The organism is Cyclonatronum sp. (assembly GCF_022565315.1).
In the GTDB taxonomy this organism is placed as follows: domain Bacteria; phylum Bacteroidota; class Rhodothermia; order Balneolales; family Cyclonatronaceae; genus Cyclonatronum.
This window is the reverse complement of the sequence record NZ_JAIUMX010000040.1, coordinates 1-20,720: the sequence shown is the minus strand read 5'-3', so window position 1 is coordinate 20,720 and position 20,720 is coordinate 1. Positions and strand designations below refer to the sequence as shown.

The 20,720-nt window shown below is 51.2% G+C and carries 17 protein-coding genes; 12 read left to right on the top strand and 5 right to left on the bottom strand.

Features of this window, described 5'->3' with window-relative positions; genetic code table 11:
- The first annotated feature begins 59 nt into the window (after positions 1–59).
- From LAT75_RS08275 to LAT75_RS08245, 7 genes are all read left to right on the top strand, one after another.
- The gene (locus LAT75_RS08275; protein WP_291482178.1) at positions 60–1,061 is read left to right on the top strand and encodes a virulence RhuM family protein; all 1,002 of its coding nucleotides are present in this window, start codon (positions 60–62) and stop codon (positions 1,059–1,061) included.
- Between the two features lie 403 nt (positions 1,062–1,464).
- Entirely contained in the window at positions 1,465–2,103 is a 639-nt protein-coding gene (locus tag LAT75_RS08270; protein WP_291482177.1) for a type 1 glutamine amidotransferase, read from the top strand.
- A gap of 115 nt (positions 2,104–2,218) precedes the next feature.
- Positions 2,219–3,307 carry a PAS domain-containing sensor histidine kinase gene (locus tag LAT75_RS08265; protein ID WP_291482176.1) on the top strand — a complete coding sequence of 363 codons (1,089 nt, stop codon included), beginning with the start codon at positions 2,219–2,221 and terminating at the stop codon, positions 3,305–3,307.
- 209 nt (positions 3,308–3,516) lie between these two features.
- Positions 3,517–4,794, top strand: coding sequence for a PAS domain-containing sensor histidine kinase (locus tag LAT75_RS08260; RefSeq protein ID WP_291482175.1), 1,278 nt, complete (start codon positions 3,517–3,519; stop codon positions 4,792–4,794).
- Positions 4,791–5,186: a hypothetical protein gene (locus LAT75_RS08255; protein ID WP_291482174.1), complete on the top strand. Its 396-nt coding sequence runs from the start codon at positions 4,791–4,793 to the stop codon at positions 5,184–5,186. The genes LAT75_RS08260 and LAT75_RS08255 overlap by 4 nt, the downstream gene beginning before the upstream one ends.
- A gap of 79 nt (positions 5,187–5,265) precedes the next feature.
- Positions 5,266–5,733 (top strand): IS200/IS605 family transposase, encoded by a 468-nt coding sequence (gene tnpA / locus LAT75_RS08250; protein ID WP_291482173.1) that lies wholly within the window; start codon positions 5,266–5,268, stop codon positions 5,731–5,733.
- Between the two features lie 471 nt (positions 5,734–6,204).
- Positions 6,205–6,837 carry a hypothetical protein gene (locus tag LAT75_RS08245; RefSeq protein WP_291482172.1) on the top strand — a complete coding sequence of 211 codons (633 nt, stop codon included), beginning with the start codon at positions 6,205–6,207 and terminating at the stop codon, positions 6,835–6,837.
- A gap of 184 nt (positions 6,838–7,021) precedes the next feature.
- Here the strand turns inward: LAT75_RS08245 and LAT75_RS08240 are convergent, their stop codons facing one another.
- Positions 7,022–8,323 carry an NAD(P)/FAD-dependent oxidoreductase gene (locus LAT75_RS08240; protein ID WP_291482171.1) on the bottom strand — a complete coding sequence of 434 codons (1,302 nt, stop codon included), beginning with the start codon at positions 8,321–8,323 and terminating at the stop codon, positions 7,022–7,024.
- 272 nt (positions 8,324–8,595) lie between these two features.
- On the opposite strand from LAT75_RS08240, the gene LAT75_RS08235 reads away from it, so the two are divergent.
- The gene (locus LAT75_RS08235; RefSeq protein ID WP_291482170.1) at positions 8,596–9,315 is read left to right on the top strand and encodes an ion transporter; all 720 of its coding nucleotides are present in this window, start codon (positions 8,596–8,598) and stop codon (positions 9,313–9,315) included.
- Positions 9,316–9,714: 399 nt separating this feature from the next.
- Positions 9,715–13,608 (top strand): response regulator, encoded by a 3,894-nt coding sequence (locus tag LAT75_RS08230; RefSeq protein WP_291482169.1) that lies wholly within the window; start codon positions 9,715–9,717, stop codon positions 13,606–13,608.
- A gap of 151 nt (positions 13,609–13,759) precedes the next feature.
- On the opposite strand, the gene ahcY is transcribed toward LAT75_RS08230, so the two are convergent.
- Positions 13,760–15,067 (bottom strand): adenosylhomocysteinase, encoded by a 1,308-nt coding sequence (gene ahcY, locus LAT75_RS08225; RefSeq protein WP_291482168.1) that lies wholly within the window; start codon positions 15,065–15,067, stop codon positions 13,760–13,762.
- A gap of 269 nt (positions 15,068–15,336) precedes the next feature.
- Positions 15,337–17,535, bottom strand: coding sequence for a M1 family aminopeptidase (locus tag LAT75_RS08220; protein WP_291482167.1), 2,199 nt, complete (start codon positions 17,533–17,535; stop codon positions 15,337–15,339).
- A 303-nt stretch (positions 17,536–17,838) separates the two neighbouring features.
- Between LAT75_RS08220 and LAT75_RS08215 the strand changes: the two genes are divergently transcribed.
- Both LAT75_RS08215 and LAT75_RS15630 read left to right on the top strand, forming a co-directional pair.
- Entirely contained in the window at positions 17,839–18,132 is a 294-nt protein-coding gene (locus LAT75_RS08215) for a type II toxin-antitoxin system Phd/YefM family antitoxin (protein WP_291482166.1), read from the top strand.
- Complete coding sequence (locus tag LAT75_RS15630) at positions 18,123–18,404, top strand: type II toxin-antitoxin system RelE/ParE family toxin (protein ID WP_363320536.1); 282 nt, start codon at positions 18,123–18,125, stop codon at positions 18,402–18,404. Before LAT75_RS08215 ends, LAT75_RS15630 begins: the two co-directional genes overlap by 10 nt.
- A gap of 202 nt (positions 18,405–18,606) precedes the next feature.
- Here the strand turns inward: LAT75_RS15630 and LAT75_RS08210 are convergent, their stop codons facing one another.
- The gene (locus LAT75_RS08210; protein WP_291482165.1) at positions 18,607–18,933 is read right to left on the bottom strand and encodes a type II toxin-antitoxin system PemK/MazF family toxin; all 327 of its coding nucleotides are present in this window, start codon (positions 18,931–18,933) and stop codon (positions 18,607–18,609) included.
- Complete coding sequence (locus LAT75_RS08205; protein ID WP_291482164.1) at positions 18,911–19,192, bottom strand: AbrB/MazE/SpoVT family DNA-binding domain-containing protein; 282 nt, start codon at positions 19,190–19,192, stop codon at positions 18,911–18,913. The genes LAT75_RS08210 and LAT75_RS08205 overlap by 23 nt, the downstream gene beginning before the upstream one ends.
- A gap of 344 nt (positions 19,193–19,536) precedes the next feature.
- Between LAT75_RS08205 and LAT75_RS08200 the strand changes: the two genes are divergently transcribed.
- The coding region (locus tag LAT75_RS08200; protein WP_291482163.1) for an MFS transporter at positions 19,537–20,720 on the top strand (1,184 nt) is incomplete at its 3' end.

Below are 20,720 nucleotides of genomic sequence, written 5' to 3'. Positions count from 1 at the left end.
TTTTTTGGCAAAAAAAGAATTGGCTCAATCAAAAAACATTAATCCCAATTCAAAAAAAGATGAGTGATTTAGTACCTGAAAATAATTTCATTCTGTATAAGGCGCCAAGTGGGGAAGTAACGCTACATGTAATGCTACAAAATGAAACCATTTGGTTGACCCAGAAAATGATGGCTGAATTGTTTGATGTTGGCGTTCCCGCAATCAACAAGCACTTAACTAACATATTTAAAAGCAATGAGTTAGAAGAGCATTCAGTTATTTCCATTTTGGAAACAACTGCCGCAGACGGCAAAAAATATAAGACTAAGTTTTACAGCTTAGACGCGGTTATTTCTGTGGGCTACCGGGTAAATTCGACTAAAGCTACGCAATTTAGGATTTGGGCTACCAAAACCTTAAAAGAATACATGATCAAAGGTTTTGTGTTAGACGACAACCGCTTGAAACAAGGCGAAGCGGTCTTTGGCAAAGACTATTTCAGAGAATTATTGGAGCGTGTTCGTTCCATCAGAGCCAGTGAACGCAGAATTTACCAGCAAATCACAGACATTTTTGCCGAATGCAGCATCGATTACGACCCAAAAGCTGAAATCACCAAGAATTTTTATGCAATGGTGCAAAACAAATTTCATTTTGCCATTACAGGACAAACAGCTGCTGAAATTATTTATAAAAATGTCGATGCAAAAAAAGAAAATATGGGTTTGACGACTTGGAAAAACGCACCAGAAGGGAGAATTCTAAAATCAGATACCGCAATTGCCAAAAACTACCTACAAGCAAAGGAGATCAAGCAATTGGAACGCACCGTAACGGGATACTTTGACTATATCGAGAATCTGATTGAGCGAGAAAACACATTTACAATGGAAAGCTTGGCGAACAGCGTTGATAAGTTTTTGAACTTTAACGAATTCAAAATTTTAGAAGGCAAAGGAACAAAATCGCACAGACAGGCTATTTCAAAAGCAGGAAAAGAATATGACCAGTTTAATAAGACCCAAAAAATTATTTCTGACTTTGATAAGAGATTGAAAAAAATGAATGATGAATTGTGAATGATGAATCTAAAATATATTTCTGAAACAGCCAACTACCCAGGCAGGCACAATTTTGTAAGCACGCCGATACAGGCGTTTCTGAGGTGCTCCTATTGCAGACTATGCTGTCTATGACCTAAAATTCATCACTGAGCAAAAGTTTAAGGGAGCAAAGAAATTGGGCTGGGGAAAAAAACTGTACCAAATGATGGTCGCAATGTAGAGAAGGAAGAGATCTTGGCCTCGCTGTTGATTTCATTGAAAAGTAGATAAAGTATTATTTTTAATCCAACAGAAACATCGCCCTCCATTATAACTCGCAAAAACCTACCCATCCCTACCCCCCCCCCAACCACCCCCAATGCGAGTCCACATCTTACAGCATGTCCCGTTTGAGGGACCCGGAAGTATTCAATCCTGGATGGCATCCCGGAAGGCTTCGGTAACGACAACCCGGTTTTTTGAGTCGGCTTCGTTGCCCCGGCAGTCGGACTTCGATCTTCTGATTGCGCTGGGCGGCCCGATGAGTGTGAATGATGAAGCGGAGTTTCCCTGGCTGATTGCGGAGAAGGCTTTTATCAGGGAGTCGGTACAGTCGGGGAAAGCCGTGCTCGGTATCTGCTTGGGCGCGCAGCTGATTGCGGCTGCTTTCGGGGCGAGGGTGTACCCGGGCACGCACAAAGAAATCGGCTGGTTCCCGGTGAAAGCCTGCAGGCACGAACCCGGCACCTTCACCTTCCGGTTTCCGGAGCAAGTAAACGTCTTTCACTGGCATGGGGAAACCTTCGGTCTTCCTCCCGGAGCAGCACATTTGGCTTACAGCGAAGGCTGCCTGCATCAGGCATTTCAGTTGGGGGCGCGTACCATCGGCCTTCAGTTTCACCTCGAAACAACGCCGGAATGCGCGGACTCCATGATCCTAAACGGTCGTCACGAGCTGCTGCCGGCAACCTATGTGCAAACCGAGCAGGAATTGCGCGCCGCCCCGGCCGCCTGTTATGCGGGTATAAACGAGCTTATGGTGCAGGTGCTTGACTACCTCACCTGCAAGGAGGTTTAGCAGGGCAAAAACCTTGTCTGCACATAAGCCGGCATCGTTGCTTATATTCTCAATCAGGGCCGGATGACTGTTTCGCCCCAAACGTAGGGCGTAATCCAAACCCAACCTTATGGATATGGATAATCAAAATGATAGGAAGACGGAGCAGGCGTACCCCTTAGAGCCGTTTTTTGAGCTTTCGCATGATTTGCTGTGTATTGCGGGCTTTGACGGTTATTTCAAAAGAGTGAATCCTGCCGTTTGCAGCCTGCTGGGCTATACCGAGGCCGAACTGCTGTCTGAGCCGATCAGCTTTTTTCAGCATCCTGACGACAGGGAGGCCACCCAACTATACCGGGAGAACATCCTTGAAGGGAAGCCGCTCACCAATTTCGAAAACCGCTACATCACCAAACAGGGCGACGAGCTCTGGTTTGCCTGGACCTCCATTCCGGTTCAGGAGCAGCAGCTGGTGTATGCCATTGCAAAAAACATCACCCATAAAAAGAAGCACGAGGCTGAGCGCAATCAGCTGCTTGCTGAGCTGAGCAATCATAACAGCCGCCTCAAGCAGCTCAACTACACGACCTCACACGACCTGAGGGCGCCGGTCAGCAACCTGATTTCCATTTTCAGCCTGATTGATCTCTCTGAAATAACGAACGAAGAAACCAGGGAATTTATCGGCATGCTGCAGACCTCCGCTGAAAACCTGAAAGAGACCCTTGACGGCTTTGTGGATAACCTCAAAAATCAAAATCCGGCGGAACGAAAACTCGCAGATGTGCGGATAGAGGATGTGATAGCAACCACAAAAAAGGCCATTCAAACGCTGATTAAAGATTCCAACACAAGCTTTCAGACCGATCTGAGCGCTTTTGAGTCCGTCAGGTTTAACCCAAAATACCTGGAGAGCATCTTCCTGAACCTGATTTCCAACGCGATCAAATATGCGCATCCGAAGCGCGATCCGGTCATCATCATAAAAAATGAAATCACCGGCGGGAAAAAGACGCTTACGTTCTCCGATAACGGTATCGGGTTTGACAGTGAGAAGCAGAAAGACAAAGTTTTCGGTCTGAACCAGACTTTCCACAAAAATAAAGACAGCAAGGGGATAGGTCTGTATCTCGTAAAAACCCACATGGCCGAAATGGGCGGGCAGATTACCGTTGAAAGCCGGGTTAATGCGGGTACGACTTTTAAGCTGGTATTTCGGGACTGAGGACCGGCTGATCGCGTTTCGGTGGAGGGCATAATTGAATTTCAGGACGCCATAGCATTCCTGTTGTTCGACTTTTTTTGTATTATCGAAAAAGAATAGGTGTTGCTTAATTAAATGGTGTACAGGGCGGGAAAAGATTAAGCCTCAGGGCACTGCACTTAACAAATGATTGTAGAAAACCTTACTAAATCAGAGCTGAGCAGTTATTTATGAATGATTCGGTAAAGACAAAAAAGGAGCTGATAAAAGAGCTTCAGGAATTAAAACAAACACATGATGCCTTGCGGGCATTGTATGAAGAGAATACCCGTGAAAACAGGAAGGCCAGGGAGGAGGGCGCCAAACTGAAAGATATTATGGCTCAGGCTGAGGAGCTTGCACAGTTGGGCAGCTGGGAGTGGGATATCGCAAACGACAGCTGGATATTATCAGATAACTGGAGAAGAATACATGGCGTGGGTGATACCAAACTTACAACCGAAGAGCTGCTGCCAATCGCCCATCCGGATGACAGGGCTGCTATCTCTGAAGCATTTGAAGAAGCTGTAAAAAGCGGAAAGCCCTATCATATTGAACACCGCATTATCCGCAAAGATACGGGTGAAATAAAGCAAGTCTCTGCAAAGGGAGTAACGATACCCGATGCAGCGGGCAAACCCGCATATATGGTTGGCACTGTTCAGGACATCACCGACCAGAAACAGACACAGGAAGCCTTAAAGCTAAGCGAAAGTAAATTGCGGGATCTCAATGCTCAAAAAGACAAATTCTTCTCAATCATTGCACACGATCTCAGAAGTCCGTTTAGCGCTGTAAGCGGATTAAGTAATTTACTTAAGAGTGAAATAGCAGACGGTAATTATGAGGCTGCTGGTATGTATGCCGGTTTGATAGAACAATCTTCTGATCAGGCCATGAATTTACTGAAGAACCTGCTTGAATGGTCACGCGCTCATACAGGCAGAATGAAGTTTAATCCTGAGAAAACAAGTCTGAGAAAACTCATCAAAGAAAACATAAAAATTTATAGTGTAGCAGCGAACCAAAAAAGGATTGTTCTGTCACATGATATAAATGATGACATAATCATTTACGCTGATAAACCAATGATTAGTACGGTACTCAGGAATTTGATTACAAACGCAATCAAGTTTACCGGAGAGGGCGGGGAAATCATTATTTCAGCAACGGGAGAAGCTGAAGAAGTTATTGTTGGCGTTAAAGATAACGGCGTTGGTATCAGGGCAGACAGGCTGGAAAAACTGTTCCGCCTTGATAATAATGTTTCTACATCGGGTACCAACAATGAGGGTGGAACAGGGCTTGGACTCATTCTCTGTAAGGAGTTTGTGGAGAAAAACGGAGGAAGAATCCGGACCGAAAGTGAGCCCGGAAAAGGTTCCGTATTTTATTTTTCGATTCCTTGCTATAAGGATGAAAAAAGCGGCACAACCAATAGTCAAATAAAACAGCTGAGCCATTCATGAAAGCGTACCGACCCGCAGCAATTTTATTCATCACAGCCCTGCTCACCCTCACATCCTGCCTGTTCAACAAAGAGGAAGCAGAAGCAGATACATGGCCCCTCCCCGCACTTGAAATCCTGGATATACAGACGGATGAAGGTGAAATTACCTTTGATGTTTTGGTAGGTGTGTCAAGCTCCGGGTGGGAGTTCGGCAGGCCACAGGTAAAGCTGGAAAACAGGGCCTATGAGATAACGTTCAGGGGCATCCGACCGACCGGATATGTATTGCCGTTTATGGGAAATTTAGAAACGGACATCACGCTGCCCGTGCAGCCGGGCCAAACCTATACCTTCAGCTTCATGACGCTGAACGAAGCCCCGATCGACACAACGATTACGATACCGGAATGAGGCATCAGTGATTATCTGAAGCAGGGAAGAGGCGTAGAAAAAAAACAGACAAGAGTCCTTAAGCTTATCCTGAAAAGTTATGAACACCTTTTCTAAAATCTATATTAAGATCATATTCGCAGTTATGGGAAGGCAAAGCCTGATTGGCCAAAAATGGGAGGAAGAATTGTTCCGGTACATTACAGGCGTTGTGCAAAACAAGGGTCAGAAAATGCTTGCCATAAACGGCATGCCCGACCATATCCATTTTTTGATTGGCATGAAGCCTTCGTGCTGTTTGTCTGATTTGGTTCGGGAAGTTAAAAAGGCATCGAATGCCTTTGTGAATGAGAAAAAGTTCACCGCAGCAAAGTTTGAATGGCAAAAAGCGTTTGGTGCATTCTCGTATTCGCATTCAGCGCTTGATGATGTTATAGCGTACATCCACAACCAAAAAGAACATCACCGCAGGAGAACATTCAGAGAAGAGTACATCGGTTTCCTCGAAAAGTTTGAGGTTGATTACAGAAAAGAATACCTCTTTGAATGGATTGAAAAAGAGCCGTGATTGAAGGCGCAACAAACAAGTAATCCCTCCGGGATAAATTTGAAGGCCGCCACAAGGCAAACGCCCGGATCATGTTTGCGGCCCGGGCTCCCGATTCCCATCCATGACCCCGACCCCGAAGGGGTCACATGTTTATAGAAAAACATGTTCCCGCACCACGTACGACCCCTTCGGGGTCGCATATTGGGGGGGGCGATCAATTTTCTATAAACATGTAATCCCTTCGGGATTAGCATAAAAGGGATAGGCATCAAAGTGCGGATGGGGTTAGCCGCATCTACATGGCCAAAAAAATCCAAAATAAAATAGCCGGCAAAATTAAGGTATCTAACGCCGGTTGCCATCCATGGCCCCGATGGAGACCCCCTGATTAATGCAAACCTCTTTTTATAATTACCAAAACCAAAAATGAAGATGTTGATCTTCTTTATCCCAAATTCAAACTAACCCATACCCTAAACCGAGGCTGCCATGGACAAGCGTATATTGAAAAAAATAAAAAAATATCCCTGGGAAAAATGGATTAATGCATTTCACAGCGGGTTCACGGTCTGTAAGCAAAAAACTGAGGAATTATCAATATGGTACAATCCGTCATTAAAACTCCTTGATGACAAATTGCATGAAGACATTCAAAAACACACCAATGTTGAAATGGATGATGATTTGATTGGTGAGTTTCATCAATATACATTCTTAACCGAGCTGTTTAGGTCAATTCCGCGCCCCATGAATGCAGTAACAGAAAAGCTGTTCAGCTATGATACAACCGGTTTTTATGGCTCCTATACAAGCGGCGAAATAGTAAAATTTAAGAATAATATCTATATCACAGAAGATTGTGATGGGGAGCTTTGGAGCATTTACAGCGTGCAATTGGGAAATAAGAAACTTACTCAAAAGGCGTGGTTTGAAATGATCAGCCATATGTTGTTCAGAACAGATATCCACGGGTTTCGGGTCCCTGAAATAGATGAGGGCAGCCTTCAGTTTAATAAGAAAGTTAAGGTCCCAAAACTGACGGAATACCTTCAGGAAACTATCAAAAAAGAAAAACCCGAATCTACGCAGGATGTAAAGTTATGGATTAAGCCCCAACCTTAATCCCATTTTAAAGTCTGAAATTGAATTGCTTAAGTTGCATTACCCAAACCAATTCCAAAATGAACTACACTCAAAAGCCTCCGAAGATTCTCATCTCCGGAGGCTTTTATATTTTTAAATCCGGGCAATTTCGCCGGGAGAATTGAAGGAGGGTGAAACGCCCCCTTGCCTCATCCCGCCGTTATCACGCGCCTTTGCGCAGATCTCCCAAAACATCACCTTCCGGCTCAACCGGGTCGGAGGGGCGCTCGGTGATGAGGCGTACGCCGCGCTTGTAGGTGAAATAATGCCACATCCACTCCACGAAAACGTGCAGACGATTGCGGAAGCCGATCAGGAAAAGGATGTGAATAACCGACCACATCGCCCAAGCCAGAAAGCCGCTGAGCTTGAGCCCGCGGATGTCCGCCACGGCGCGCGCCCGGCCGATGGTTGCCATGCTGCCCTTGTCGAGGTAGCGGAACGGCTTGCGCTCTGCGGCGGCATAAGCGGCGGGATCTTTCAGCAGATTGGCCACGTACTTGCCCTGCTGCATGGCCACCGGCGCAACGGCCGGAAGCAAATTGCCTTTGTCATCTTTCATGTGCACGGCATCACCAATCACAAAAATATCCCGGTGACGCGGCAGGCTCATGTCTGGCGCAACGATGGCGCGTCCGGCCCGGTCGGTTTCCACATCAAGCGTACCGATCACCTCATTGGCCACCACGCCGGCTGCCCACACGATATTGGGGGATTCGATCACGCCGTCTTCGAGAAAGACCTTGTCCTGCTCAATGTGGGTTACGGCCGTGCCCTGAAGCACCTCAACGCCGAGCTCACCGAGCATATCCACCGCTTTTTGCGAGAGCGAATCGTCGTAGCCGTTCAGGATGCGCGGACCCGCTTCGATGAGGTACACGTGCGTCTGCTCGGGACTGAAATTGGTGTAATCGCGCATCATGTTACGCTTCGCGATTTCGGCAATGGCCCCGGCCATCTCCACACCGGTAGGTCCGCCGCCGATCACCACAAAATTGAGGTACTTCTGCTGCTCTTCGGGGCTGTCGATCTGATCCGCTTTTTCAAGCGACAGCAAGATGCGCTCCCTGATGTTGAGCGCGTTCGAAATCGTTTTGAGGCCGGGCGCGTGCTTCTCCCAGGCATGGTTGCCGAAATAATTGTACTTCGCACCGCAGGCGACCACGAGCGTATCAAAGGGGATGAGGCGGTCATCTTTCAGGCGTACAACCTTTTGCTCTTCGAGCACCTCCACCACTTCACCCAGCATCACCTTCACATTTTTCTGTTTGCTGAAAATGCCGCGGATGGGCACCGCAATGTCGCCAGGCGAAAGCGCCGCCGTAGCAACCTGATACAGCAGCGGCTGAAACAGGTGATGGTTGGTTTTATCAATCAGGGTGATGTTTACATCGGCCTTGGCCAGCATCTTGGCCGTTTTGATACCGCCGAATCCGCCTCCGATAATTACGACTTCTCTTTTCATAGCTCTGCTGTTTAGGGAATATCTGTAAATTTTTGTTTTCACTATAACTACAGCGGAGGCCGGTACATTCATCCCGGCCCAAAATAAGCGGCAGCGCTGGAAGCGGTTTGCCCGAAAAGCAGGCGGGAAAACCTGCAAACGAAAGCCCGTTTATCGGGCAAAACGTGATTTTATTGGTTATTATGGAAGAATAAGGCCTGCCACAGTAAGCGGAATCGCCTGCTTTAAAAACAGCTTTCATTTCGGTCATCCCCCAACAAAATCCGGAAGCTATGGATCTCAGACGTATCGTAGAAAAAAGTGATACCAAGGCGGGAAAGGCTTTTGACCTGAGCATTCAGGCCCTGATTATTTTTTCGCTGATCACTTTTTCGGTTTCCACCCTTGAAGGGCTGAGTGAGCCGATGCTTGCGTTTCTCTATGTTTCGCAGCTTATCACGGTGCTGCTGTTTACAGCCGAGTACCTGCTCCGGATTTATGTGGCGGAGAACAAGCGGGCCTACCTCTTCAGCTTTTACGGCCTGATCGATCTCATTGCCATACTGCCGTTTTTCCTGCTCACCTCGGTCGATCTTCGCGCGGTTCGGGTAGTGCGGCTGCTACAGCTCTTCCGGATTCTCAAAATTGTACGCTACAGCCGGGCCCTGATGCGGTATCACATGGCCTTCAAAAAGATAAAAGAAGAGCTTGTCATCTTTTTCAGCGCGACCTGTTTCCTCATTTACCTTTCCGCCGTCGGTATTTACTACTTCGAGCACAGCGCACAGCCGGAAGCCTTTAGCTCCATTTTTCACAGCCTGTGGTGGGCCGTCGCGACCCTCACAACGGTAGGCTACGGCGACGCCTTCCCGATTACCACCGGCGGCCGCATCTTCACCTTTTTTATTCTGATGATCGGGTTAGCCATCATAGCAGTGCCCTCCGGTCTGCTCGCTTCGGCCCTGCAGCGCGCCGGAAAGGAAATAGCTGATGAATCAGAATTGCCGGGATGAAACCTGGTTATGTTAAAAAACTAACAGCCCAATCTTGCCGGAAATAAAAGAATCCGTAGCATGGTTAGATTACCGGCTAAAAAAAAGGTTTGCGTGCTGCGGTGGAGAAAATCGCAGCCGTTTCCGAAACGATAGCAGGCCTTTACCTGCTTTAAATAACAGCCTGTGAATTAAATAAAATAATGGCTTAAATTGCATGAAGAGAGTTAGCAGTACACAGAAAATCACCGAAGCATGCTTATAACTGCAACCCGCAGGAAATATCGGGTCTTTGCAGATATGTGTATTGCCGGATGAAAGGGTATCCAAAAGCCTTATATAAGCTCAATGGTACAGGGTAAGTGTTTAGGCCACCCAAAAACACAGGAAAATTGAAGCATTTAAAGCGTATGTATGAATATGAATACAAACTTAACAATCGGAACTGCAACACATAAACTGATTCCTGACGATGCAGGCCTGCCCTGCGATTACATTTTTGAGGAAGTCAGCGAATCTTTTGAACAGCTTACGGGCCTCGGCAGGGAAGCTGTTGCAGGAAAGCGTGCTTCTGAAGTTTTCCGGGGGAAGAAAGCGGCAGAGGCCGGTTATCCTGAGCTGTCCGCTTTTGCCAAAACGGCCTCCGGTGGTCGCGAAGCTGTTTATGAAACCTACAGCAGGCTAAGCGGAAAGAAGCTGCAGCTCGTAGTGTACCCGCTCGAAAAACTGCTTTTCCGCGTCGTAATCACCGATATTACGCCGGCGAACAGTCAGCGGGAAAGTACGGCGCTTTTTTTTGATTTGAACCCGGATGCCTTATGTATTGCCGACTCAGAAGGGAAAGTAATAAAAGCTAACCCTGCTTTTGAGCAGATACTGGGTTACGGGAGCGGGGATCTGAGTTGTTGTAACCTCATCAGTTCGGCCCATCCCCGAGATTTAAGCCGTACAAAGCAGCGTTGGGAAGCCTTGTTAAAGGGTGAGCTTGTCGCCTCGTTCACCAACCAAAGCCATTGCAATAACGATTCATATAAAAGTATAGAATGGCACCTGAGTCTTGTGGGGAATCAGGTATATGCCGTTGCAAAGGATATTACAGAGCGGGTGGCAAGGGAAAGCGAGCTTTTGGAAAGCAAAAAGCAGGCGGATCTTTTTTTTAATCAGTCGCTGCACGGTTTTTTTATCTGTATGCTGGATGAGCCTGTTGAATGGAACGAGCATACCGATAAGGAGAAAATGCTGGATTACATCTTTGCACATCAGCGGATGACGCGCGTAAATCAGGCACTGCTGGATCAGTACGGGGCTACAGAACAGGAATTTATCGGCATAACGGTTGGTGAACTTTTCAGGCATAATCGGCAACATGGCCGCGCAATCTGGAGGGGGCTGTTTGACAGGGGGAGATGGCATGTGCAAACACGGGAACAAAAGTTCGACGGCACACCTATGCTGATTGAAGGCGACTACGTTTGCATGTACGACGAACAGGGCCGGGTTACCGGTCATTTCGGGGTTCAGGTGGATATAAGCGAGCGTGAAAAAACGGAAGCGGCGCTTCGTACAGCTGAAGCTAAACTTCAGAAAACCGCGTATGACCTCACGGAAAACATACCCATCGGCACCTATACCATGGTGCAGCCACCCGATGGCGGGCTGGCCTATTTTTCTTTTATGAGCAGCCGTTTTCTGAAGCTCACCGGTCTGAGCCGGGAAGAGGCAGAATCTGACCCCATGAAGGGCTTTGCTTGTGTGCACCCTGACGACTTCGATGAGTGGGTGGCTCTGAATGTGAAAACCTTTGAAACAAAAAGTCCGTTTTTTGGCGAAACCAGAGTTGTTGTGGATGGTGAAACGCGCTGGATTACGGCTGAATCTGTTCCGCGCACCCTGCCGGACGGCTCAACGGTTTGGGAAGGCGTGCTCGCAGATATCACTGACCGCAAAAAGGCGGAAAAGGCACTGAGCGAAAGTCTGCAGCGCTTTAATGATCTGGTAGATCATGTTTCCGTCGGGGTTTATGTATTCTGGGTACGGGCAAACGGAAGCATGGATTTCGAATACGTGAGTGACGGATGGTGTGCCATGAATAACCTCAGCCGGGAAGAGATCCTGCAGGATGCTGCTCTGAGCTTTAAACTGTTTCATCCCGATGAACTCGATGACTTTATGGCACTGAACGCTGAGGCTATGCGCGAAAAAAAGCGGTTCAGATGGGAAGGCAGGATTATCGTTGACGGAAAGGTAAGCTACGCCCTGATTGAATCAACACCCGTTTTCTTTGAAAACGGCGACAGCCGCTGGTTCGGCATTCAGCAGGATGTTACGGAAGGCAAGAAGTTAAGGGAACAGCTCATCAGGGAGAAAGAAAAAGCGGAATCGGCCAGTGTTGCCAAAAGCCGGTTCCTGGCTGCCATGAGTCATGAAATCCGCACTCCCCTGAACGGGGTGATCGGCTTTACCGAGCTGTTAAAAAATACCGGTCTTTCACCCGTTCAGAAACAGTATGTTGAAAATGCAAATACCGCGGGCAGGTCGCTGCTGGGCATTATTAATGATATCCTGGATTTTTCAAAGATTGAAGCAAACATGCTTGAACTGGAAGAAATCCGGACGGATATGGACGCTTTGTTTGAGAGCTGTATTGACGTTATTACCTATGCAGCCGGTGAGAAACAGCTTGAAATCCTGTATGATGCCGACCCGGAACTGCCCCGCTTTGCCTGGGTTGATCCTGTGCGCCTGCGTCAGGTTGTAACCAACCTGCTGAGTAATGCGGTTAAATTTACGGATGAGGGGGAAGTCGCCCTGATTATCCGCTGTACAGCCGAAAATCAAAAGCAGCGTGCCATTCAGGTAGCGGTACGTGATACCGGTATCGGAATCACAAAATCACAGCGCGAAAAACTGTTCAAATCATTCTCGCAGGCAGATACCTCCACAACCCGAAAATACGGCGGCACCGGTCTTGGTCTGGCGATATCAGATATGATTGTCAGGAAAATGGGCGGGAAAATTGAGGTAGAGAGCATACCCGGTAAAGGCTCAGTATTTCATTTTGAAATTAGGGTGCAAACGGAGCTCGCTCCGCGTTTTCAGCAGGAAAGGCCAATCCGGCTTAAAAATGTGCTGATTGCGGACGATAATGCGCGTAACCGCGAAATACTACAGCGTACACTTGCGGCAGCAGGGCTGGGAACTCTTCCCTGCGACAGTGCAGCCACAGCCCTGAGGGCCCTGGAGCAGCAGGATGTCGATGCCGTTTTGTGTGACTACCGTATGCCCGGCATGAACGGTATTGAAATGATCCGCTACATCCGGGAAAACATGCAGCTGCATCCGGAAACATTGCCTGTAATTCTCATGCATGGCTCAGGGGATACTTCCGGGCTTTTTGAGGAATGCGAGCGGCTCGGGGTGCGGTATCTCATTTCCAAACCTGTAAAGCAGTCGCAGCTACTGAACGCTCTTGAGCACATCCATACCACACCCGGCAGCACAGAGGTTGCCGGCCTAAGGTCGGCGGATGAGCAGATGATGGTGCCCACAGAGAAAAAAATGAAGATTCTCGTAGCGGATGATGTACCCATGAATCTGCTGCTGACCCGGGCCATGCTACAGGAGATTATACCCGGCTGTGACATTTACGAAGCTGAAAACGGCCATGCCGCCATCGAAAAGTACCTCGAATGCAGTCCCGACTTGGTTTTCATGGACGTACAGATGCCGGAAAAAGACGGCCTCGGAGCAACCGAAGCAATCCGTAAAATTGAGCGGGAAACCGGCAGATACGTTCCGGTAATCGGCCTTTCTGCCGGCGTACTAAAAGAGCAGATCGAGCAGTGTTACCGCGCAGGAATGGACCGTTTTATTACCAAGCCGGTAGAGTCCGAAAAATTGCGGGCTGTAATTTGGGATTATGCTGATCACGACTCCGAAACGGATACTAAGACGACGAACCGGGCTGATAATACGCCGCTGCGTTTTGATAAGAACAGGCTTATGGCCCGGGGCGGCGAGAAGGTTGCCACAACAGTGATTTCTTTATTGCTTACCGATATTCCTGTTTTACTCGGGCAAATTTCGGATGCATTTAAGGCCGGGCAGGCAGACAGGCTTGGCAGGCTGCTGCACAAACTGAAGGGAACAAGCATGAACGGATGCCTCTTCAGGATAACCGCCTTAGCCGAAGCAGCTGAACACGAACTCCGGACCCGTCCCGATACAGCATTTGAAGAGGCCCTGTTACCGGAGCTGATGGAGGAATGGCAAGAAGCAAGCAAAATACTTGAATCGGTAATTCAGCCAAAATGATGCCCCTGATTCAGCCGGCCTGAATCAGCTTTAAAACGGACCTGGCAGGCACAAAAAAAGCCGCCCCTCACTTCGAAGGGCGGCTTTTTAATTTTTGGGAAGCAGCTGCGCAAAGAGAACCGTGCTGCGCATCTGCCCGGAGCAGTTCCGCTTAGTAGCGGTAGTAGTCCGGCTTGAACGGACCCTGCTGCTTAATGCCGAGGTACTGTGCCTGATCGGGGGTGAGCTCGTCGAGTTCAACGCCGATTTTGGCGAGATGCAGCTTGGCTACTTTCTCGTCAAGTTCTTTCGGGAGCACGTGCACATCAACTGAAAACTCTTCAGGACGGGTCCAAAGCGCGATTTGCGCAAGAGTTTGGTTGGTGAAGCTGTTCGACATCACAAAGCTCGGGTGGCCGGTAGCGCAGCCGAGGTTCACGAGGCGGCCTTCGGCGAGCAGGTAGATGGTGTTGCCGTTAGGCAGGGTGTAGGCATCAACCTGATCTTTGATGGTGTCTTTTTTGCCGTTGGCGTTGAGCCATTTCACCTGAATCTCGGAATCGAAATGACCGATGTTACACACGATGGCCTGATCTTTCATCACCTCAAAATGCTCGGCGCGGATAACATCCTTACAGCCGGTAGCGGTAACGAAAATATTGCCTTCACGGGCTGCATCATCCATTTTCTTCACTTCGTAACCGTCCATAGCGGCCTGAAGCGCGCAGATGGGGTCGATTTCGGTAACGATAACGCGGGCGCCGTAGGAGCGCAGGTTTTCGGCTGAGCCTTTGCCCACATCACCGTAACCGGCCACAACCGCCACTTTGCCGGCAATCATCACATCGGTTGCCCGCTTGATGCCGTCCACGAGGGACTCCCGGCAGCCGTATAGGTTATCGAATTTGCTTTTGGTAACGGAGTCGTTCACGTTGATGGCCGGAACTTTCAGCGTGCCTTCTTTCGCCATCTGATACAGGCGGTGAACGCCGGTTGTGGTCTCTTCGGAGAGGCCGCGGATGCCTTCAAGCAGCTCGGGGTAATCGTCGTGCACCATAGCGGTGAGGTCGCCGCCGTCGTCGAGAATCAGATTCAGCGGCTGACCATCAGGGAAAAACAGGGTCTGCTCGATGCACCAGTTGAACTCTTCTTCGCTCATGCCTTTCCAGGCGTACACCGGAACGCCGGCTGCGGCGATGGCTGCTGCTGCGTGATCCTGTGTGGAGAAGATGTTGCAGCTCGACCAGGTAACGTCGGCGCCCAGCTCAACGAGGGTTTCAATGAGAACGGCGGTTTGCACGGTCATGTGCAGGCAGCCGGCGATGCGTGCGCCTTTGAGAGGCTTGCTTTGGCCGTACTCTTCGCGAAGCGCCATGAGGCCGGGCATTTCTGCCTCGGCGACTTTAATTTCCTTGCGGCCCCATTCGGCCAGACTGATGTCTTTTACCTTGTAGGGGAGTTTTTCTTTGGTTTCGATCATAAATACGTTTTCGGAATCAATTTGGATTAGCCTTGTAAAATACGCTTAATTCGCTGTTTTTTCAATGCGTGATGGGGATGTAAACAGCCGGGCAGGCGGGGGCGTTCAGGCTTTGATGGCATGCGGATTAAGCGGGGTTATTAAGAGTCTCTGATGGCACGCGGATTTTTCGGATGCGGGGCAGCGCGGATTTGCGCGGATATGTTGTTTAAATCCGCGTTTGAAAATCCGCCTCATCAGCGTCCCATTATTTCCGAATCAGCCCGCGCTCACTTCAAGAGGGTTACGGCCTTTACTTCGGTGCGGCCTGTGGCGCGCATCACCACAAAATAGACGCCGCTTGCTGCGCTGCCGGCCTGCCACGGAAGCAGATGTTCGCCGGTGAGCATCAATCCTTCAAAAAGAACCGTTACCCGTCGGCCGTTCAGATCGTAGATTTCTGCCCGGATTTCGGCCGGCTCGCTCAGGGTGAAGGGGATGAGCACGCGGGCGTTGAAGGGGTTGGGGTAGGGCGGAAGCAGCTGGATTCCGCCGGGGATTTCACGGCCGATATCGGCAAAGCTGCCGGGGAAAACGTCGGCCCGGCCAAGCAGCAGGTGCGATTCCGGGTCGGGTTCGGGCACGGCCGGAGGGAAGGGAAGCCGGAATTCCGCTTCGAGGGGCTCGCCCGGGGACGGCAGCGGCAGGGTCAGTGTTGTGTCGCGCGTACCGCCGGCTTCGGGAATCCGGAGCTGCAGCGGCACGGACCAATCCGCCGGACCCTCCGCCGAAGCGCGCGTAGCCGACTGAAGCCGCAGCAGGTAGCCTTGGCCGGAGTGATCCGAAACCGGCCGCACCGCGTAGCGCAGCCCGAGCTCGGCATGGGCAAGCCCGTAGATCCAGGTATCAAAAAAGCCCCGTAGCGGCGCTCCGCTGAAGGCCTCTGCATGGGCGATAAAATCTTCGGTTGTTGCCGAGCCGTGCAGAAAATCGCCCTGCACCCAGCTTCGGAGCAGGCCGAAAAAGGCATCATCCCCCAGCAAAACCCGCAGCTGATGCAGCACCATCGCGCCTTTCAGGTAGCTTGTGCGGTAGCGGAAAATGCGGGCGACCGAAGCGTCCGGCGCTGACGGATCTATACGCTCGGAGGGCACAAAAACGCGGCCCGCCGGCTCAGCCGTGATTTGCCCGATTACCCCGCGCCGCCACTCGCGAAAGGCCGCGGGCCCGTCGAAGGCTTCGATTACCAGCCCCTCGGCGTAGGTCGCGAAGCTCTCGTTCAGCCAGATGTCTTCCCAGCGCGCGCAGCTTACCGCGTTGCCAAACCACTGATGCGCCAGCTCGTGCGCCACAAGCGCCCGCGAAAAATTATGCATCGAGCTCATGGTCTGATGCTCCATGCCGCCGCGCCGCCCAAACATGGCGTGCCCGTATTTCTCGCTCAGGAAAGGATAGGGGCCGAAAAGCTCTGTAAACAGTGCAAGCATGGGCAGGGTGAGGCGGGCCTGCTCCCGAAGCAGGGGCGTATCGGCATCGGGGTACACGAAGTTGACAACCGGCAGGGAATCCTGCGGACTGTGCCGGAAGTAGTCGGTGAAGCTCACGTAAGGCGCGGCCGCCACCGAAATGAGGTAGTGCGCGATGGGATAGCGGGAGCGCCAGTGCCACTCGGTCTGCCCGTTAGTTAGCGGCGTTTCCCGGACGAGGAGTCCGTTGGAAGCCAGGGTGAGGCCGTCGGGGATGCGGGCTATGACATCCGATGAGTCGGCCTTCACGGCCGGTGTGTTGAGGTTCGGGAACCAGTCACGCGCGCCGAAGGGCTGACTCAGCGACCAGAAGTGCGGTGCGCCGCCCCGGCGCGTGAACACAAAACTGCCGAAGCCGGTGCCGCCCGGCCGCCCCTCGTACGAAATCCGGATGAGGCGCTGTGTTTCGGTGTCGGGGAGGGCGGCGAGCTCAATCTCCACGAGAAAATCCACCGGACCCGCGCTGCGTGTAAACGGCAGCTCAGCCCCGGTAGCAGCATCCGTGATGCCCGAAATGTGCAGGCTGCGGTTCAGTTCAAGGGTGATGCGCGCCTTGCCCTGCGGAAAGTGCAGCAGCAGGTCCGCGTGTCCGCTGATGCGCTCCTCATCCGGATCGATATCGAGGTTGAGCCCGTAATAGCCGACCCGGAAACCGGGCGCTGTGCGGCTGTGGGCATCCCCGGAAAACCACCCGAACCCGGCGTGAGGCAAGCCCGGAGAGGATTTCAGTTCCGCACAGCTCAGGGCGCCGTCTGCCTGAATGAGCGGAAGTGCGGGCGCGGAGAGCATCCCGTTTTGGGCCCAAACTGAAGCCGTAAAACTGATGGAAAGCGTGAGTACCCAAAAGCAGACCCGCATCAGGTACCGGGCGCTGGCCCGGAAGCGCATCCCCCGAAACAGGCCTGTACCCGCAGCAGACAGGAGCAGCGACAAAATCCGGAGCGCAGCAAAAAAGCGGGTCATGGGGAAAGTTGAAGAGGTGATGACGGGTGACGAAGATTAAAATAAGCTAAGGGCCGCGAAAAACCTTAAACCCTTCGCGCCATCCTTTGCGCCCTTCGCGGTAAAAATCAGCGGGCCGGGGTTTTACCGCGAAGGTCACGAAGGGTAACGCGAAGACCGCGAAGGGGGGATGCTTTTCCGGCATCGGAGCTTTGAGAGGCTTGGTGCACATCACCCTAAAAAAAAATCCACTTTTAAAGGACCGGCAAGTACGAAGAATTATTTGTACTTTAAAAAGTACGTTTAAAGTAAATTCTCTCTCCTATGGCAACTGCACGACTCGACATTAACAAAGACATTCAGCCGGTTTCTGAATTTCGGAAACATGCGGCTGATTTCATTGACCGCATCAAAACAGAAAAGCGGCCGATCGTTCTCACGCAGCATGGTAAAAGTGCGGCTGTGCTGGTTGATGTTTCGGAGTACCAGCGCATGCAGGAAAAAATCGAGCTGATGGAAGACCTGCTCGAGGCGGAACGGCAAATCTCAGCCGGCAGGGTTCTAACCCACGAGGAAGCCAAACAGCGGATTAAAGAAAACCTGACAAAGTGGAAATAATTTGGACAAATCAGGCTCTGAACAGGCTGAATGAGTTTGTGGATTATATTGCACGGGATAATCCTGAGGCAGCCGAAAAGTGGGCTTTGGGGATAATTGACAGAACTGATCAACTGGCAGAACAGCCTGAATCGGGCAGGATTGTACCGGAGTATAATGAGCCTGACTTACGAGAACTGATTGCCGGAAACTACAGGGTGATATATAGAATACGCAAAGAAAAAGGCACAATTTATATACAGACAGTCCGGCATGTGCGTCAAAAACTATGAAGCTGAAGATCCCACCCTACCCTTCGTGCCATCCTTTGCGCCCTTCGTGGTAAATTCCGGAATTGAGGTTTTAACCGCGAAGGTCACGAAGGGTAACGCGAAGACCGCGAAGGGGGAGGCTTTTTCGGCCTCGAAGCTTTGAAAGGCTTCGTATCCATCATCCTAAAAAAAATTCGCGGTTATCCGCGTGCCGTCAATCGCATTAGGGGGCGAACATTTCCTGCAGTACTTCCTGCACCCGGGCTGCGGTGGCGTCATCAATAGTGCCGAGCTGCCTGATGAGCCGGCTTTTGTCAACCGTGCGGATCTGATCGAGTACGATCTGACCCTTTTGCCCGGCGAATCGGGTAGTGACCCGCGTCGGGTATTTTTTGAGCGTTGAAGTGAGCGGGGCGATAATAACGGTGCGGATGTGCCGGTTCATTTCATCGGGGGAAATGATGACGCAGGGCCGGGTTTTGCGGATTTCCGAACCTTTGGTGGGATCGAGGGAAATCAGGTGCACTTCAAATCTCTTCACCGGATGCATCCTCCCAGCTCCACTCGGTTTCATCCCATTCGGAGTTTGGTTCGCTGCCTGACCAGTCCTCAAGCTGATCATCAGCCTGCGCGGCCATTTTCCGAAAGGCGGCATTCCAGCCCTTACGGCTCGGCTCAGCCGCCCGCAGCACGATTTCATTATCCCGGAGAATCATCTCAATTTCGCCGCTGAGGCCGCTTTCCTCGATCAGAGGCTTCGGAATCCGGACCCCCTGAGAGTTGCCGATACGAATCAGTTTTGTTTTCATGCTGCTGTGCTGTGGGTTGGAAGTATGAAGTGAAATATAATTACAATGTGGGTACGTTGCCATGTTATTAACCGCGAATTTGCCCTTCGTGCCATCCTTTGCGCCCTTCGCGGTAAAAATCAGCGGGACGTGGTTTAACCGCGAAGGTCACGAAGGTTAGCGCGAAGACCGCGAAGGGGGAGCATTGCAACAGGAATAAAGAAATCCGCGTGCCATAAAACCCGTACCTTGGCATTCAAAAAATACAGCGGTTCGCCGTCCGCCGTCTGCCGTCCGATTGGAATCATTCCGCAAAACAAGTCGTTCAGCAAGCCTCTCAACCTTCAACCCCGTAACACCTTTTCTTGCAAAGCCTTTCCGAAAACCCGTATTACAGGCTGGTCCGCAGCAACGCCAACTTCCGGCGGGTGTGGTTCTCGCAGATGGTCTCCAACCTGGGCGACTGGTTCGGCGTACTGGCCGTTTATGCGCTCATTATTGATTTTTCCGGATCGGAGCTGCTGCTGGGCCTCATAATTGTAATTAAGATGATGAGCTTCGCGGTGTTTTCGCCTTTTGCAGGCTACATCGCCGACCGCTTCGACCGGCGGATGCTCATGATCGTCTGCGATTTTGGCCGGGGATTCGCCGTGCTCAGCTTCCTCTTTGTGCGTGAGCCCGAGCTGCTCTGGCTCATTTATGTGATGACCGCCGTGCAGATGATGTTCGCCGCGGTCTTTGAACCGGCTAAACAGTCCTCCATTCCTAACATCACCTCTCCGGAGGAGCTGGTGCGCGCCAACATCCTCTCGAACCTCTCCTGGAGCATCATCTTCACCAGCGGCATGGGCCTCGGCGGCCTCGCAACTGCCGCCTTCGGCACCGATGCCGTTTTCGTGATGAACGGGCTCGGCTACATCCTCAGCACCATTTTCATCTTCCGGGCGACCATTCCGCACGTGCGCGACGCGGCAACTCTCGAAAGCCTGCGCGACCCGATAAAGGGCATCATGGACGGTTACCGCTACCTCTGGAAAACCGGCCGGGTGTATCGTCCGGCGATGGCCAAAGGGGGGATGACCATCTTCATGGGCGGCCTGGTGTATATGCTCATTCTGATTTCCGATCAGGTGCTGCTGATGGGCAGCGCCGGACTCGGGCTGCTCTACGCGGCACGGGGCGCGGGCACCGCGGTCGGACCCGTGCTGCACCGCAAATACGCGAGCAACGAAAACCGCTGGGTCGCCGGCATGGGCGCCGCGATGGTAATCGCCGGGCTGTTCTACTTCGGGGTCGGGCTGACCGCCTCTTTATGGGTGATGATGACCCTCGTTTTCCTCTCGCACATAGCCTCGGGCGCAAACTGGGTTTCAAGCACCGTGCTCCTGCAAAAACGCGCCCCCGATGCCTTCCGCGGACGGGTGTTCAGCGCGGAATTCCTGCTGTTCACCGTCGCACAGTCGCTCTCGACCCTCGCGGTGTCGCTGCTGCTGGAGTTCAACATCCTGGAGCTGCAAACCGCCATCCTGATCTTCTCGGCCGGCCTCGT

Bases quoted from the DNA above. Each gene is read 5' to 3' on its own strand.
- ahcY (WP_291482168.1), bottom strand. From the start codon at position 15,067: ATGATCGAAACCAAAGAAAAACTCCCCTACAAGGTAAAAGACATCAGT.
- LAT75_RS08210 (WP_291482165.1), bottom strand. From the start codon at position 18,933: ATGCATCCGGTGAAGAGATTTGAAGTGCACCTGATTTCCCTCGATCCC.
- LAT75_RS08270 (WP_291482177.1), top strand. From the start codon at position 1,465: ATGGCATCCCGGAAGGCTTCGGTAACGACAACCCGGTTTTTTGAGTCG.
- LAT75_RS08265 (WP_291482176.1), top strand. From the start codon at position 2,219: ATGGATAATCAAAATGATAGGAAGACGGAGCAGGCGTACCCCTTAGAG.
- LAT75_RS08230 (WP_291482169.1), top strand. From the start codon at position 9,715: ATGAATACAAACTTAACAATCGGAACTGCAACACATAAACTGATTCCT.
- LAT75_RS08275 (WP_291482178.1), top strand. From the start codon at position 60: ATGAGTGATTTAGTACCTGAAAATAATTTCATTCTGTATAAGGCGCCA.
- LAT75_RS08240 (WP_291482171.1), bottom strand. From the start codon at position 8,323: ATGAAAAGAGAAGTCGTAATTATCGGAGGCGGATTCGGCGGTATCAAA.
- LAT75_RS08245 (WP_291482172.1), top strand. From the start codon at position 6,205: ATGGACAAGCGTATATTGAAAAAAATAAAAAAATATCCCTGGGAAAAA.
- LAT75_RS08215 (WP_291482166.1), top strand. From the start codon at position 17,839: ATGGCAACTGCACGACTCGACATTAACAAAGACATTCAGCCGGTTTCT.
- LAT75_RS08205 (WP_291482164.1), bottom strand. From the start codon at position 19,192: ATGAAAACAAAACTGATTCGTATCGGCAACTCTCAGGGGGTCCGGATT.
- LAT75_RS08220 (WP_291482167.1), bottom strand. From the start codon at position 17,535: ATGACCCGCTTTTTTGCTGCGCTCCGGATTTTGTCGCTGCTCCTGTCT.
- LAT75_RS08235 (WP_291482170.1), top strand. From the start codon at position 8,596: ATGGATCTCAGACGTATCGTAGAAAAAAGTGATACCAAGGCGGGAAAG.
- tnpA (WP_291482173.1), top strand. From the start codon at position 5,266: ATGAACACCTTTTCTAAAATCTATATTAAGATCATATTCGCAGTTATG.
- LAT75_RS08255 (WP_291482174.1), top strand. From the start codon at position 4,791: ATGAAAGCGTACCGACCCGCAGCAATTTTATTCATCACAGCCCTGCTC.
- LAT75_RS08260 (WP_291482175.1), top strand. From the start codon at position 3,517: ATGAATGATTCGGTAAAGACAAAAAAGGAGCTGATAAAAGAGCTTCAG.